Source organism: Bradyrhizobium ottawaense (assembly GCF_002278135.3).
Taxonomy (GTDB): domain Bacteria; phylum Pseudomonadota; class Alphaproteobacteria; order Rhizobiales; family Xanthobacteraceae; genus Bradyrhizobium; species Bradyrhizobium ottawaense.
The window spans coordinates 3,646,325-3,660,758 of record NZ_CP029425.2; the positions used below are offsets into that span (position 1 = coordinate 3,646,325).

15 protein-coding genes are annotated in these 14,434 nt (G+C 64.0%); 8 read left to right on the forward strand and 7 right to left on the reverse strand.

Features of this window, described 5'->3' with window-relative positions:
- Nucleotides 1–48: 48 nt before the first annotated feature.
- Both CIT37_RS17370 and CIT37_RS17375 read left to right on the forward strand, forming a co-directional pair.
- Entirely contained in the window at nucleotides 49–753 is a 705-nt protein-coding gene (locus CIT37_RS17370; RefSeq protein ID WP_018320668.1) for an SDR family oxidoreductase, read from the forward strand.
- A 273-nt stretch (nucleotides 754–1,026) separates the two neighbouring features.
- A complete protein-coding gene (locus CIT37_RS17375; protein ID WP_028140937.1) occupies nucleotides 1,027–1,851 on the forward strand; it encodes an outer membrane protein in 825 nt (274 codons plus the stop codon).
- An 80-nt stretch (nucleotides 1,852–1,931) separates the two neighbouring features.
- Here the strand turns inward: CIT37_RS17375 and CIT37_RS17380 are convergent, their stop codons facing one another.
- Nucleotides 1,932–2,993 (reverse strand): serine hydrolase, encoded by a 1,062-nt coding sequence (locus CIT37_RS17380; RefSeq protein WP_028140936.1) that lies wholly within the window; start codon nucleotides 2,991–2,993, stop codon nucleotides 1,932–1,934.
- A 283-nt stretch (nucleotides 2,994–3,276) separates the two neighbouring features.
- Here CIT37_RS17380 and CIT37_RS17385 point away from each other — a divergent pair, with 283 nt between their 5' ends.
- The 4 genes from CIT37_RS17385 to CIT37_RS17400 all read left to right on the forward strand — a co-directional run bounded on the left by CIT37_RS17385 (nucleotide 3,277) and on the right by CIT37_RS17400 (nucleotide 5,262).
- Nucleotides 3,277–3,666 (forward strand): ArsR/SmtB family transcription factor, encoded by a 390-nt coding sequence (locus CIT37_RS17385; RefSeq protein WP_028140935.1) that lies wholly within the window; start codon nucleotides 3,277–3,279, stop codon nucleotides 3,664–3,666.
- Entirely contained in the window at nucleotides 3,666–4,157 is a 492-nt protein-coding gene (locus CIT37_RS17390; RefSeq protein ID WP_028140934.1) for an SRPBCC family protein, read from the forward strand. Before CIT37_RS17385 ends, CIT37_RS17390 begins: the two co-directional genes overlap by 1 nt.
- Before the next feature lie 281 nt (nucleotides 4,158–4,438).
- Nucleotides 4,439–4,621, forward strand: a complete 183-nt coding sequence (locus CIT37_RS17395) for a hypothetical protein (protein WP_028140933.1) — start codon at nucleotides 4,439–4,441, stop codon at nucleotides 4,619–4,621.
- Between the two features lie 374 nt (nucleotides 4,622–4,995).
- Nucleotides 4,996–5,262 carry a hypothetical protein gene (locus tag CIT37_RS17400; protein ID WP_028140932.1) on the forward strand — a complete coding sequence of 89 codons (267 nt, stop codon included), beginning with the start codon at nucleotides 4,996–4,998 and terminating at the stop codon, nucleotides 5,260–5,262.
- A 31-nt stretch (nucleotides 5,263–5,293) separates the two neighbouring features.
- Here the strand turns inward: CIT37_RS17400 and CIT37_RS17405 are convergent, their stop codons facing one another.
- From CIT37_RS17405 to CIT37_RS17420, 4 genes are read right to left on the reverse strand one after another with little or no spacing between them, the layout of a single operon-like run.
- Nucleotides 5,294–6,514: an ABC transporter substrate-binding protein gene (locus tag CIT37_RS17405; RefSeq protein WP_028140931.1), complete on the reverse strand. Its 1,221-nt coding sequence runs from the start codon at nucleotides 6,512–6,514 to the stop codon at nucleotides 5,294–5,296.
- A 19-nt stretch (nucleotides 6,515–6,533) separates the two neighbouring features.
- Nucleotides 6,534–7,520, reverse strand: a complete 987-nt coding sequence (locus CIT37_RS17410) for a Bug family tripartite tricarboxylate transporter substrate binding protein (protein WP_095426255.1) — start codon at nucleotides 7,518–7,520, stop codon at nucleotides 6,534–6,536.
- Between the two features lie 39 nt (nucleotides 7,521–7,559).
- Nucleotides 7,560–8,756 carry a CaiB/BaiF CoA transferase family protein gene (locus CIT37_RS17415; RefSeq protein WP_028140929.1) on the reverse strand — a complete coding sequence of 399 codons (1,197 nt, stop codon included), beginning with the start codon at nucleotides 8,754–8,756 and terminating at the stop codon, nucleotides 7,560–7,562.
- 1 nt (nucleotide 8,757) lies between these two features.
- Nucleotides 8,758–9,642, reverse strand: a complete 885-nt coding sequence (locus CIT37_RS17420; protein WP_095426256.1) for an IclR family transcriptional regulator — start codon at nucleotides 9,640–9,642, stop codon at nucleotides 8,758–8,760.
- A gap of 213 nt (nucleotides 9,643–9,855) precedes the next feature.
- Here CIT37_RS17420 and CIT37_RS17425 point away from each other — a divergent pair, with 213 nt between their 5' ends.
- Nucleotides 9,856–10,698: a hypothetical protein gene (locus CIT37_RS17425; protein ID WP_095426257.1), complete on the forward strand. Its 843-nt coding sequence runs from the start codon at nucleotides 9,856–9,858 to the stop codon at nucleotides 10,696–10,698.
- A gap of 38 nt (nucleotides 10,699–10,736) precedes the next feature.
- Here the strand turns inward: CIT37_RS17425 and CIT37_RS17430 are convergent, their stop codons facing one another.
- Entirely contained in the window at nucleotides 10,737–11,660 is a 924-nt protein-coding gene (locus CIT37_RS17430) for a LysR substrate-binding domain-containing protein (RefSeq protein ID WP_028140926.1), read from the reverse strand.
- A gap of 484 nt (nucleotides 11,661–12,144) precedes the next feature.
- Here CIT37_RS17430 and CIT37_RS17435 point away from each other — a divergent pair, with 484 nt between their 5' ends.
- Complete coding sequence (locus tag CIT37_RS17435; RefSeq protein ID WP_095426258.1) at nucleotides 12,145–12,963, forward strand: alpha/beta fold hydrolase; 819 nt, start codon at nucleotides 12,145–12,147, stop codon at nucleotides 12,961–12,963.
- A gap of 228 nt (nucleotides 12,964–13,191) precedes the next feature.
- On the opposite strand, the gene CIT37_RS17440 is transcribed toward CIT37_RS17435, so the two are convergent.
- On the reverse strand, nucleotides 13,192–14,403 hold the full coding sequence (locus CIT37_RS17440) for an ABC transporter substrate-binding protein (RefSeq protein ID WP_095426259.1): 1,212 nt from the start codon (nucleotides 14,401–14,403) through the stop codon (nucleotides 13,192–13,194).
- Nucleotides 14,404–14,434 lie beyond the last annotated feature (31 nt).

Consider the following 14,434-nt stretch of genomic DNA (forward strand, 5'->3'; position numbering starts at 1 on the left):
ATGATAGGCCGAGCCTGCGGCTCGCCTCAACTGAAGGGATGATCGGTCATGGCAGCAGAGAAGGTTGCGCTCGTTACCGCCGGCGGCAGCGGCATGGGGGCAGGGGCTGCGCGGCGGCTGGCGGCCGACGGGTTTCGCGTCGCAATCCTGTCGTCCTCCGGCAAGGGCGAGGCGCTGGCGGCCGAGCTCGGCGGGCTCGGCGTCACCGGCTCCAACAAGGAGAACGACGATTTGAAGCGCCTCGTCGACGGCGCCATGGCGAAGTGGGGACGCATCGACGTGCTCGTCAACAGCGCCGGCCACGGGCCGCGTGCGCCGATCACCGAGATTACCGACGAGCAGTGGCACACCGGCCTCGACACCTATCTGCTCAACGTGATCCGTCCGACCCGGCTGGTGACGCCGATCATGCAGGCGCAAAAGGGTGGCGCCATCATCAACATCTCGACCGCCTGGGCGTTCGAGCCCAGTGCGATGTTCCCGACCTCGGCGGTGTTCCGCGCCGGCCTTGCCGCTTTCACCAAGATCTTCACCGACACCCATGCCGCCGACAACATCCGCATGAACAACGTCCTGCCCGGCTGGATCGACAGCCTGCCGCAGCTGGACGCGCGCCGCGACAGCGTGCCGATGAAGCGCTACGGCAAGGTCGAGGAGATCGCCGCGACGGTCTCGTTCCTGGCCTCGGACGGCGCGGCCTACATCACCGGCCAGAACATCCGCGTCGACGGCGGGCTGACGCGCTCGGTCTGAAGCGCGCGGTCTCGAATCGCGGTCTGGCGAGCTTGTCGTGGTGCGACACGGGCGTGTGCTGCGCGCCGGCGGTCGTGGTTGATGCGTGGCTCCTCGGCCACACCCGTCATCCGTTCGCACGATCCGAGGCGCACACTACGTCACAGTCCTTGCGAACTTCGCCGCAGCCCAAGACGAGCAGTGGCGCACGCCCTATGCCCTAACTGCGCCGGTTGCCTCTTACCCGCGCGCATTCGAAACGCGAGGTCAATCGCGTGGGGCAAGGAGACTGGAATGAACAAGTTTTTGCTGGCGGCCGCCTCGGTTGTCCTGGGTACCGCATCCGTTCAGGCGGCCGACCTCGCGGCGCATTACACCAAGGCGCCGGTGATGGCGCCAGTCTATAACTGGACCGGCTTCTACGTCGGCGGCAATGTCGGCGGGCAGTGGGGCAGCGCGAACCCCGCCACCACCACGCTGTTTCCGGTGGCCGCCTATTTCGCCGATTCGAGCGTGACCGCCATCGGGACGGTCGGCGCCCAACACATCAACAGCTCCGGTGTGACCGGCGGCTTCACCGCCGGCTACAACTGGCAGGTCAACAACGCCGTGCTCGGCCTCGAGGGTGACATCAACTATTTCGGCTTCAAGGGCAGCGCGAGCAGCACGGCCGTGTATCCCTGCTGCGCGCCGACCACCTTCACGGTCAATTCGTCGGTCTCGGCCGATTGGCTCGCCACCATTCGCGGCCGCATCGGCTTCCTCGCGACGCCGAGCTGGCTGATTTACGCCACCGGCGGCGCCGCCATCGCCGAGGTGAGGGGCAACTTCAGCTTCACCGACACCTTTGCTGGCGCGACCGAGTCCGGAGCGATCCGCGACACCCGCGTCGGCTGGACAGCAGGCGTCGGCGGTGAGTACGCCGTGGGCAACGGCTGGTCGCTGAAGGCCGAATATCTTTACGTCGATCTTGGCCGCAGCAGCATGACCAGCAACAATTTCAACGTCGGTGTGGCGTTGCCGGCCCAGACCTTCACCCATTCGGTCGATCTCAAGTCCAACATCGTGCGCGTCGGCGTGAACTACAAGTTCGGCGGACCGGTCGTCGCCAGATACTGAGCATCCCGTTCCGATCCTGACGTGGAAAGCCCCGGCCTGGCCGGGGTTTTCTGTTGTGAAAAGGCTTTCTGTTGTGAAGCTCAGCCTGCGTGCGATGTCAGCAGATGCGCCAGCGCGGGCAGGATCTTGTAGCGCGCGATCTCGTGCGGATATTCGCCGCGGTTGGCGAGCAGGACGATGGCGATCCGCCGCGCCGGCACGAGGCCGATATAGCCGGACGCATTGTTGAGGCCGCCGGGCTTGTCGATGACGGTGACGCCCGGCAGACGCACGGTCTCCCAGGCCATGCCCTGTCCGAACTTGTCGTCGACGCGGAAGACCTCACGCTGCGTCATCCGCAGCGCCTCGCGCAGATTCGGATCGATCGCCCGGCCGTCAACGCAGGCCGCCGCGAAGGTGGCAAGATCCCGGGCGGAGGAGAACATCTGGCCGGTGCCGGGAAAGTCAAAATAGCTCTGCTGGTCGCCGATTGGGCCGACCGCCGCGCCCTGGTCGGAATAGCCCTGGACCACGCGCCGCATCCAGGCCCCGTCCATGACGGCGCGATTGTCCGCGCCGCGCTCGGGGATGAAGCTGGCGTCCATGGCGAGGGGGCGCAGAATGCGGTGCTGGATCAACGCGCCGATCGGCATGCCGTAGCAGCGCTCGAGCACGAGCTGAAGCAGCACGTAGCCGGCATGGGTGTAGATGCGCTGCCGGCCGGGTGCGACGCCGGGCGCCGGCGCGAAGGCGTTCAGCATGGCGATGAACTGCTCGCGCGTGAACTGATCGTTCGGCCAGGGCGGATGGTCGGTCGGCAGCAACAGCCCCGAGGTGTGCGTGACCAGCTCGCCGACGCTGACGCGGCGGATGTAATCGCCGTCGAGCTCGGGAAGATATTTAGGGACGCGGTCGTCGAGCCGCAGCTCGCCGCGCAGCGTGCCGAGTGCGACCAGCGTCGCTTCGAACGGTTTTCTTAGAGACGCGAGGTTGAACAGCGTGTCCGGCGTCACCTTCCGTTTGGCGGCGTCATCGGCAAGACCGTAGTTGAAGAATTCGGCATGGCGCCCGGCATAGAGGGCGACGGCGAGGCCGCCCGCATGGCCCGGCGTCACGGTCGGCGCCAGCTCGCTCGCGACGATGTCGCGCATCTGCGCGATCATGTCGGAATCCGCGGAGGCGCGGCGTGGGCGAAACGCGATCGCGAGGGGAACAAGCGCGGCCCGGGCGAGCGCCCGCCGGGTGAACGATGATGATGTGACAACAGACGGCACGTGCCCTGACGAACGATGCAATGGTGCCCCCGGTCTCATTTAGCGGGAAGCGCCCGGCGGCCCAATTCACAATTGCGCGTTTCAGGTTCCGCTTCGCGGCCAGCGATCAAATTACTTAGCCTATGAGCTAACAATTATTGACATCCGACCCGGCGGCTCTATAGTTAGCTTCATGGCTAACCAATCGCCCCGCCTCGATCAGGTCTTCGCAGCGCTCGCCGATCCCACCAGACGGGCGATCGTGATGCGGCTGTGTGCCGGCGAGGCCTCCGTCGGCGAGCTCGCCGATCCCTTCGCCATGGCGCTGCCGAGCTTCATGAAACACATCCATGTGCTGGAGACGAGCGGGCTCGTGCTGTCGGAGAAATCCGGCCGCGTGCGCACCTGCCGCCTCAGCCCGGATGCGCTGCTCGGTGCGGAGGACTGGTTCCAGCAACAGCGCGCGATCTGGGAGGCGCGGCTCGACCGGTTCGAAGCCTACGTGATGAAGCTCAAGAAAGAGAAGGAGAGGGCGGCCGCCAGGCGGCCGTCCCGAACAACCAAACGGAAAGGTTCCGAGTGATGACGAATTCTGCCAATCCCGCTCTATCGCAATGGTCGCTCGACCGTGAGATCGTGATGTCACGCGTGATCGACGCGCCGCGCGATCTGGTGTTCGAGGCGTGGTCCGACCCGAAGCATCTGCCGCAATGGTTCGGGCCGAAGGGATTCAAGATCGAGACCTTCGAGATCGACGTACGCGTCGGCGGCGTCTGGCGCTTCAACATGATCGGCCCCGACGGCACGGTCTATCCGAACCGCATGCGTTTCCGCCGCATCGAGCGGCCGCAGCTGATGGAGATGGATCACGGCGTCGACCAGGACGAGGATCCCGGCATGTTCCGCTTCACAGTCACCTTTGCCGAGCAGAGCAATGGCAAGACCGTGCTGATGATGCGCCAGCTGGCCTCGAGCACCGCGCAGCGCGATGGCATGATTGGCTTCGGCGCCGTCGAATATGGCTATCAGACGCTGGACAAGCTCGCGGCCTATGTGGCGGGCATGAAGCGGTGAAGACAGAAGCGCTCCCGGCGAAGGATTCGCCGGGAGCGCTTTCGTACATCTCGAAGGATCGGTTTCCCAGGAGCGCGATCGACGAGGCAACTAAAGCGCGATGAGAGCAGGATGAATCCTCATCGCGCTTTAGCTTATCGTTTGAGCATGATCCTTCCGGAAAACCGCCGCATACTTTTCCGGATCATGCTCTAGCGGCGCGGTGTGGTGCCGCTCGACGGCGGAGTGGTCTCGTTGCGCATGCCTGGAGCGCTGGAGGCGCCTTGCCCGCCGCGTTGCGTATGAGTGCTTCCGCCACTGCCGCCGCCGGAGCCGTCGCCAGCGCTTCCGCTTCCTCCGGCAGCGCCGCTGCCGCCAGCACCTGCTCCCGCTCCGGCACCCGCGCCACCGGCGCCTGCACCTCCCGCACCACCGGCACCACCTGCACCACCGCCGGCACCTTGTGCGACCGCTGCGCCGACTGAAGCACCAGCCAGCACGGCTGCTGTGAAGATCGTCAGAATTGTCTTACGCATGTTGCTTCTCCCTGAGGTTACGGCGGACCAATCACGCGCGCGGCCAACCGTTCCTACGCGCGTCGATGTGGAGGAGCTGCGTCGGCGAAGGTGTTGGCGGTGCTATCGCAGGTCAACTTCGGTGCATGGCCGCCTGGATCGACTCCAATGTCGATAAGGTGACCATGGAGTTCCTGTCGCATCAGCGCCAGGCGGCGTAGCCCCACGCAATCCCTGCCGATATGGACCACCGGCACGCCAGAGCGGCCGGTGGTTTTTCTATGGCCTCAGCTCGGCAGTGCGCTCGCCACAGGAACGATCGCGCGCCTGCGGCTTTGCCGGTGATGGCGCACATTATCTTCAGCGACTACCGCAACCCCGCCGCCGAGCAGGCCTATGATATCGCCTGGAACTTTCTCACGCGGACGGGCGCCATCGGCGACGAGTTCGAGGCCTGCGTGTTCCTGGCACAGCGCATCACCATGATGGTCGAGGAGGGGCAGATGAACCGGATCCGGATGGCCAACCGCGCGATCTCCGAATATCAGCGCCATGTCGGCCAACGCGACGATGTCATCCGCAGCGGCAGCCGCCTCGCTGGAGGGCAATGAGCGCCGCAGCGGAATTGCGCCTGTCGCCGCCTCACTCTTTCGCTTCGTCTGTCACGATGTCGCCGAGCTTCTGCCAGCGCTGGCCGTCGAACTGCACCATCTGGAACTGCTTGTTGACGCGATAGTCGGTCGGGGTGGTCGTGACCGAGATCCCCGGCAGCGTCAGGTCGAGCTCGACGTTCTTGAGGCTGGCGGCCTGCCGCATCACGTTGTCGCGAGTGAGGTCGTCGCCGCATTGCTTCAGCACCTGAACCAGCAGCTGGGCGGTGATGTACCCATAGACGTTCAGGTTCGAATCCTTGTCGCCGTCGGGATAGTATTTCGCCATGAAGGCGAGGTAGCGCTTCATGCCGGGATCGTCCTTCCATTCTGGATCGGCGGCATCCTTGACGTAACCGACGCTGACGACACCCTTGGAATTGTCCAGACCTGCCGGCTTCAGCACGGCGCTGAGCGAGGAGGCGTTGATGTCGATGATGTGCAACGGCTTCCAGCCGATCTCGGCGACCTTCTTGATGGCCTGCGCCGCCTGTTTCGGCGTGGTGGCGCTGAACAGCACGTCGGCGCCGGCATCCTTCAGCCGCAGGATCTGCGAGTCGATCGTCGGCTCGGTGATCTCATAGGATGTCTCGGCCACGATCATCTTCGCCTTGTCGCCGAGGCCGGCCTTGAGTCCGGCGAGATAATCCTTGCCGAGGTCGTCGTTCTGGTAGAGCACGCCGATCTTCGCGTTCGGATGGTTCTTCAGCAGATATTGCGCGTAGATGCGGCCTTCGACGAGGTAGGAGGGGTTGAATCCCATAGTCCAGGGAAAGTTCTTGGGATCGGTGAAGCGCGCCGCGCCAGTCGCGGCAAACAGCTGCGGGATCTTCCTGGCGTTGAGATATTTCTGCACGGCGACGTTCGGCGCGGTGCCGATGATCTGGAACGTCAGCAGCACCTCGTCGCTTTCGACCAGCCTGCGGGTCTGCTCCACGGTCTTCGGCGGCGAATAGGCATCGTCATACTGGATCAGCTCGACCTTGCGGCCGTTCACGCCGCCCTGGTCGTTGATCATCTTCATGTAGGCGGCCTGGGTCTTGCCGATCACGGCATAGGCGGAGGCCGGGCCGCTGAGCGGCACGGTCTGACCGACCTTGATCGCCGTGTCGGACGCGCCGGAATCGTATGTCTTCTGCGCCTGCGCTGCCGCGCTCGACAGCACGAGAAGCAGTGCGGAGGCCGCGATCTGTTTGAGAAGAGTGCTCGTCATGTCCGGTCCTTCCCGATTGCTATTCGCCCTTGAGACCGGCGTCGCGGATCAGCTTGGTCCATTTCTGCGTCTCGGCGTCGATGAACTGGCCGAACTCGGCCGCGGTGCCGGCACGCACTTCGAGGCCCTGGGCGGTCAGCTTGTCCTTGATCGCGGGCTCGGCGAGCGCGCGCAGGACTTCGGCCTGAAACCTGTCGACGATCGCGCGCGGCGTCGTGGCGGGCGCCATGAAGCCGTACCAGCCGGCGGCAGCGACGTTGGGAAAACCCTGCTCGCGCAGTGTAGGCGCCTGCGGGTAGAGCGCGCTGCGCTCGGGCGAGGCGACGCCGAGCACGGTGAACTTGCCGCTCTGGATGTAGGGCAGGGCGGTCGGCAGCGCCGTCAGCGTGGCATCGACGCGGCCGGCAAGCAGCTCGGTGTAGGACGCGGCATCGCCCCGGAACGGAATGTTGAGACCCTTGACACCGGCGTCGCGAAACAGGAGCTCTCCGGCAAGGTGCGGCTGCGAGCCGGCGCCGGGAGACGCGAAGGTCAGCCCGTCCGGTTTCGACTTGCCGTAGGCGATCAGTTCGGGGAGCGTCTTGAACGGCGCGTCGGCGCTGATGATGAGGAAGAGCGGCGCGACCACGACCATCGCCACCGGCTGCAGATCCCCGCGGTCATAAGTCAGCTTGCCGAACAGCGCCTCGGCGGTTGCGTAGGGAGCCGCGACATAGAGAATGGTGTAGCCGTCGCCCGATGCATGGGCGACCATGTCATTGGCGATGCGGGTGCCGGCACCGGGCTTGTTCTCGACGATGAACTGCTGACGGAGACTGCGGCCGAACTCTTCGGCGAGCAGTCGCAACGAGATGTCGTTGGAGCCACCGGGCCCGTAGGGCGAGATCAGCCGCACCATGCGCGAGGGCCAGGCATCCTCGGCCTGGGCCGTCAGGCACGAGCCGGCGGCGAGCCCGCTCGCGAGCGTGCCCAGCAGGGTTCGGCGTGTGACCTTGAATGATGTCACTGTTTTCTTCCTCCCTTTTTATTGTTGGTCTTGTTAGTTTCAGATCACCTTTCGCGCGGTGAGCCTTTCGATCTCCTGGTCCGAAAGGCCGAGCCAGTTTCGAAACACCTCGTCATTGTCCTCGCCGACGTCGCCGGCGGCGTGACGCAATCGCGCGGGATCGTTGGTGAAACGCGGAACGACATTGGTCATGGCGACGGTGCCGAAATGCTTGTCGGCAACGCGGGTGATCACCTCGCGCGCCTTCACTTGCGGGTCGTCGGCGATCTGGTCGATCGAATAGATCGGGGCGAGGGTGCCTTGCGCTGCATTGAATCGCGCGAGGACCTCCTCGAGGGGATGGGCGGCGCACCAGCCGGCGAAGATGTCGTTGAGCTCGGCGGCGTGCTTGACGCGCCGGTCGTTGCTGGCGAAGCGCGGATCAGTGATCAGGTCGGGGCGCTCGATTGCCCGGCAGTTCGCGGCGAACAGCGCGTTGGTCGAACCTGCCAGCGTCACCCAGTGATCGTCGCTGGTGCGAAACACGGCGGCCGGCGCCGAATAGCCGTTGGAATTGCCGATCCGGCTGCGAACAGTGCCGAGCTGGTCGTGCTCGATGGCGAGGACGTCGAGCAGGCGGAAGGTTGCCTCAGTCAGCGAAAGATCGATCTCCTCGCCGGGCGCATCGGGATCGCGCGCCCGTTTCCACAGCGCCGCGAGCACGCCGACGGCGCCGAACAGGCCGCCGATCGAATCCCCGATCGGGTATCCCGGATGGGTCGGTTCGCCGTCGCTTTCCCCCGTGATGTAGGTAAGCCCGCCCATGGCCTCGAAGATGCGGGCAAAGCCGGGCCGCTCACGATAGGGCCCATCCTGCCCGAAGGCGGTGGCGCGCAGGATCACGAGGCGCGGCTGGATCGCCCACAGCACCTCCTTAGGCAAGCCCCAGCGATCGAGCGTTCCGGGACGGAAATTCTCGATCAGCACGTCGAAGCGCGGAAGCAGCTGCTTGAACAGCGCAAGTCCTTCCCCAGTGCGCAGATCGAGCGTGGCAAACTTCTTGTTGCGATTGGCGGCCTTCCACCACAGCGGCTTGCCGTCCTTGAACGGCGGAAACGACCTTACGCCGTCGCCGTTTCCGGGCATCTCGATCTTGAGCACCTCGGCGCCGTAGTCGGCCAGCAGCGTTGCTGCGAACGGCGCTGCAATGATCGTCGCGATGTCGAGAACTTTCAGTCCCTCGAGCGGTCCAGCCATGTCATTTTCCGGCGCTTGTGATCTTCTTGGTCTTGCGCGGCGGCGCGGACTCTGCCTGCCCGACGATGGCGCGGATGCTGTCGGCGAGCGCCGCGATGCGCGGACCGATCTCGCCCTCCAACTGGCCCGGCTGGAGCCGGAACGCGGGGATCCCGCAATTGATCGAGAACGACTGCTTCGATTCGCTCGCGTGAAATAGCGGCGCGGCGACGGCATGGATGGAGGCCATGTACTCGCCCCAGCAGGTGCAGAAGCCGCGGCTTTTGCATTGCGCGATCCCGGCCCGGTATTTGTCGCGAAAGGCCGACCACAGCTCGGGGTCTTCAGCACCGATGTTCCGCTCGAGCCGGTCTGCATCGGCTGGCGGCAAGGTCGCCGCCGCGGCGCGTCCCATGGCGGTCATCACCACGGGAATCGGCATGCCGATGTCCGGCGCGTGCGGTCCGACATCGCCGGAGCGCGCGGTCTCGACATAGATCATCGAGGTGGCGTCGAGCAGGCCGATCGAGACCGTGCCGCGGACGCTGAGCGCCAGCTCCTGCATCATGGGCCGCGCCATCTGGCGGAATTGCATCCCGGCAAGCAGAGGATGCGCGATCCGCAGTGCCCGCGCAGCGACGCGGTACTTGGCGCGCTCGGCGTCGTAGCGGAGGTAGCCGAGCTCGGCCAGCGTGTGCGTCAGCCGCGCCACCGTCGGCCGCGGGATGCCCGTCAACGCCGACAGCTCCATGTTACCCAGCAGCGTGCTCCCGGCCTTGAACGCCTCGAGCACGACGAGTCCCTTTGCCAGTGTCGTTGCGAAGGCGGCGTCATCGACACTGTCCGCCAGCACTGCGGCGGCGGAGGAGAGCGGATGTCGCGGTTTGGATGAATCTCTCGGGGCCATCCACGAATATCAGACGGTCAAATTATTTCTGTCCAATAAATTCGACAACATCGGCGAAATTGTCCGATATGTGGACACCGATATCGCGTCGACGTTTTCGTTGAAGGACGCGCCGGACCGGGCCGCACACACAGATTTTTGTCGTGATTGCATGTCGTGTTGTGACAGGATTATTACGACGACATGTCAGATCGATAATTTGCGGAGCGGTTCATGTTGCAGTGGCAGGCGCGGTCAAATCCCCTCGCGTGGTGGTGGGGATCCCTCACGCTCGTGAGCGGCGCCAACATCCTGGTGTGGTTCATGCTGTACCGCGAATTCTACCCGACGCCTGCGGGCAGCCTCAGCGGCGGCTCGGACATCGGGCTGATGTTCCTGCTGTGCGCCGGCTACGTGTTCGGCTGCGCGTTCCGCTCGTTCCTGCCGCGCGCCGACGTGCAGCGCATCTGCCTGTTCGACACCTGGCTGTCGAGCGTCGTCGTCGGCCGCACGGTCGCGACCGTGGCCGAGCTCTGCTTCGTCGCGCAATGGGCCATCATCCTGCATCAGCTCGGCAAGATGACGGGCGCCGAGACCGCGGTGAACATCGCGCTCGTCATCGTGCCGATCATCATCATCGCGGAGTGTTTCTCCTGGTACGCGGTGGTGACGACCAACTTCCTCTACAACGCGATCGAGAACTCGCTGTGGGCGGTGACCTTCTTCCTCGCCGGCATCGCGCTGTGCCGCCTGATGCCGGAATTCCAGGGCGTGGTGCGCTGGGCGCTGATGTCAGGCATCGTCGGTATCGCCTGCTTCCTCGCCTTCCTCGTCACCGTCGACGTGCCGATGTATCTCAGCCGCTGGCGCGCAGGGCACGCCGAGGGCAACACGTTCCTGGGCTTCCTCGAAGGCCTGCATGACGTCTCGACGCGCTGGGTGGTGACCCACGACATCGCGCATTGGAAGGGCGAGCTGACCTGGATGTTCCTGTATTTCAGCGCCGCGGTGTGGTCGAGCCTCGCGCTCTGCGCGCTGTATGCGATGGAAGGCTATCTGGCGCAGTATCTGGCGTAGGGTTGCGCACTTTTCCGGATCAGGCTTCGTGCCGCCACCTATTGGGCTTCAACATAGCGAATGATGCTCTGATTTTGCACGTTTGCGACCAATTCATCCGCACGGGATAGCAGCCGACGCAGCAAGGGCGACGGATTTTCCCGATTGTATCCCAGGGCCAACTCGACTGTTGGCGTGCCGCCGTCAAGTGCTCTAGCGACGACGTTTGGTGCCAGCATGTTCTGCGCATAGAGGGGTACGAGGCTGATTCCGCCCGTGGAAGCCACGAGTGACATGGCCGATGATATGTTCTCGCCTTCGTACTTCGCGTTCAGAGTAATCCCGACCCGAGCTGCGTAGTTCTGGATGACCTCTTGCAAGACCGGAGACGTTCTTGCCGAGCTGACATAGATTTCGCGGGCGAGATCCTGGGGACGAATCTTTTTGCGCGATGCCAGGTGATGTTCGGCCGGCAGCACGGCGATCAAAGGCTCCTTCGCCAACTGCTTGAAGACGACGCCCTCATTGTCTTTCTCAGGACGGAGGAAAGCGATGTCCAACTTCCCCTGCATCAATGCGAGCGCAAGTTCCGGTGACGATTGCGTGCTGAGCGTCACCTGGAGATCGGGGGCTTCCTCGCGGAGGATACGCAGAAGCTGGGGGAGCCACATGACCTCCAACCCGACGAGAAATCCCATGGAGAGGGTGGGCTTTTGCGGTTGCGCCGTCTGCCGGGCTCCCTCCGTAGCCGCCTGAACCTGCAGCAGCGCCAGCCTCGCGTGATCAAGAAACACTCGTCCGGCTGCGGTCAGCGTTACGCCGCGCGGCTGGCGCTCCAACAACTGAACGCCGACTTCGGATTCGAGATCGCGGATCTGCCGGCTCAGCGATGGCTGCGAGGTGTTCAGCCGGCGCTGGGCGGCAGTCAGCAGGCTGCCTTCTTCAGCGACGGCAACGAAATAGCGCAGATGCCGGAGTTCCATGGTTCCTCGTATATCTCTGAGGCATAGCTCCAAGCGTACAAGGTCTTAGTCATCGGCAAAAGGGAGATTTACCGTCACGCAGTCTTCAACCAAAAAAGGACAACGAACAATGTCTTCGCCGAAGCATAGTATCGTCTTCAGCAAAGTGATCCCAGCACTCAAGGCCGACAGGAACGGCGTGATCGCAATTCAGTGCGGCCTCGACAATTCTGCAGCGCGATCGAGAGTGGCGACCCTCATTTAGCGGGAAGCGCGCGCGAATGCGCAGGAGCGACGAATAGCGCCGCGCCGGATCCGGCGATAACGCGTCGGCGATCGGGTGTTGGCACGGCAAGGGCTTGCCGGCGAGGCCGCTGAACATCGTGTCTTTCAGGAAGCCAAAGGGCGCGATCTGTGGCCTGATCAGCTTGGGCCTGCCTGCTTTTTCAGACCCCCGTCCGCAAACTTTTCAACAAAGATCTAACAGCGCAGATGGAGCGACTCGATGTCGACGATCACGACTACAGACGGCGTAAGCATCTTCTACAAGGATTGGGGATCAGGTCAGCCGATCGTGTTCAGCCACGGCTGGCCGCTGACAGCGGACGACTGGGATGCCCAGATGATGTTCTTCCTTCATCACGGGTATCGTGTGATCGCCCACGACCGGCGCGGCCACGGCCGGTCCGACCAGCCCAGCACCGGCAACGACATGGACCATTGGGTTGACGACCTCGCGGCCCTGACTGAACACCTCAACCTGCGCGACGCAATCCACATTGGGCACTCGACAGGTGGCGGTGAGGTGGCTCGCTATGTCGCTCGCCACCAGAAGCGCGTCGCGAAGGCGGTTCTGGTCGCTTCACTGACGCCGAACATGTACAGAAGCGAGAACAACGCGTCCGGCCAACCCCCGGCGTGGTTCGAAGCGATCCGGGCAGGCGTGTTGGGCAACCGGGCGGAATTTTACCGTTTCGTCCCTGAGAATCCGTTCTACGGGTACAACCTCGATGGGGCCAAGCCTTCGGAGGCAATCATTGCGAACTGGTGGCGCCAAGGCATGGCCGGCGGTGCTCTCGCTCACTACGCGACTGTCGACTCTTGGCTCGAAGATTATACCGAAGACCTCAAGAAGATCACCGTGCCGGTGCTGGTGATGCATGGCGAGGCTGATCAAGTCGTCCCGTTCGCAAGTTCCGTGCCGCGTGCGGTCGACTTGCTTAAGAACGGATCGCTGAAGACCTATCCCGGCTACCCCCATGGCATGCTAACCACGCATGCGGATGTCATCAACCCCGACCTGCTCTCGTTCATCAAGTCTTGACGACATCTCTCATCCATTATCGCCTTCCCGCACGAAGGAGATGCCGTTTGCAAGGCGGCCTCTCCTTCCAGTTCAAGAGACGGTATGCGACAGTCGCTTTTTGGCCCATCGCAGACCTACCGCGGCGCCCGCCGAATTGTCCGCTATTGTCAGAAGCAAACGTCATACCTCTCAGCATGGCGGACATCGAATGCGTGTGATCTGGAGTCACGAGTCCACGCCTCGGCACTACTTTCCCACCAGGCTGCACTTGCTGCGGTCGAGCGGACGGAAGGCCTGGTCGGGCGGGATCGTCGCGACGAGCTTGACGAAATCCCACGGGCCCTTGGACTCCTCGGGTGTCTTGACCTGCACCAGATAGAGATCATGCACCATGCGCTGGTCCTCGCGGATGCGGCCGTGGGGGGTGTAGGCATCCGACACCGGTGTCGCCTTCATCTTCGCCATCACGGCGGCGCTGTCGTCGGTGTCGGTGTCCTTGATCGCCTGCAGATAGTGACGCACGGCGGAATAGACGCCTGCCTGGATCTGCGAGGGCATGGCCTTGCGTCGCGCATAGAAGGCGTCGGAGAATTTTCGCGCGGCCGGCGAGACGTCCTCGAAGAACGAGGTGACGATGAGGTCGCCGCGGGTTGCCTTCAGCCCGACCGACTCGATGTCGACGTTCTGGAACGACATCGGCACGATCTTGATGCCCTGATCGGCGAGGCCGAACTCCTCGGCCTGCTTGATGGCGGTGGCGTTGTCGCCGGCGACGTTGATGGCGAGGATCTTGGCGCCCGACGACTGTGCCTGCAGCAGGAATGAGCTGAAATCGGGCGTGCCGAGCTGCGCCTTGACGCTGCCGGCGACCTTGCCGCCGAGCTCGCCGATGCGGGCGCGTGCGGTCGCTTCGATCGAATGCCCGAAGGCATAGTCGCCGGTGATGAAGAACCATGGCTCCTTGCTGGTCTGCATGATGCCGGAGACCACGGCCGTCGCCGTGGAATAGGCGTCCTGGGTCCACTGCACGCTGGTCGGCGCGCAGGCCTCATCGGTGAGCTGGTTGGCACCGGCGCCGGAGACGAGGAAGATCTTGCCGTTGCCGCGCACCAGCTCCTGCACGGCGAGAGCCGCGCCGGAGCTGCCGCCGTCGGCGACCGCCTGGACACCTTCGCTGAACCATTTGCGGGCGAGCGATGCCGCCAGATCCGGCTTGTTCTGGTGATCGGCCTGCAGGATCTCGATCGGCTTGCCGTTGATCTTGCCGCCGAACTCCTCCGCGGCCATCCGTGCCGCCTCGACCGAGCCCGGGCCCATCGCGGTCGCGAACACGCCGTTCATGTCGGTGAGCACGCCGATGCGGATGGCATCGGCCTTGATCTCGGCGCGCGCAGGCGGGCCTGCGAGCGCCAGCGTGATGAGCAAGGTGGAGGCGGACGTCGTACGGAGGTTGGCCATGGCGTTTCCTGACTTGTCGTTTTTGATTGCT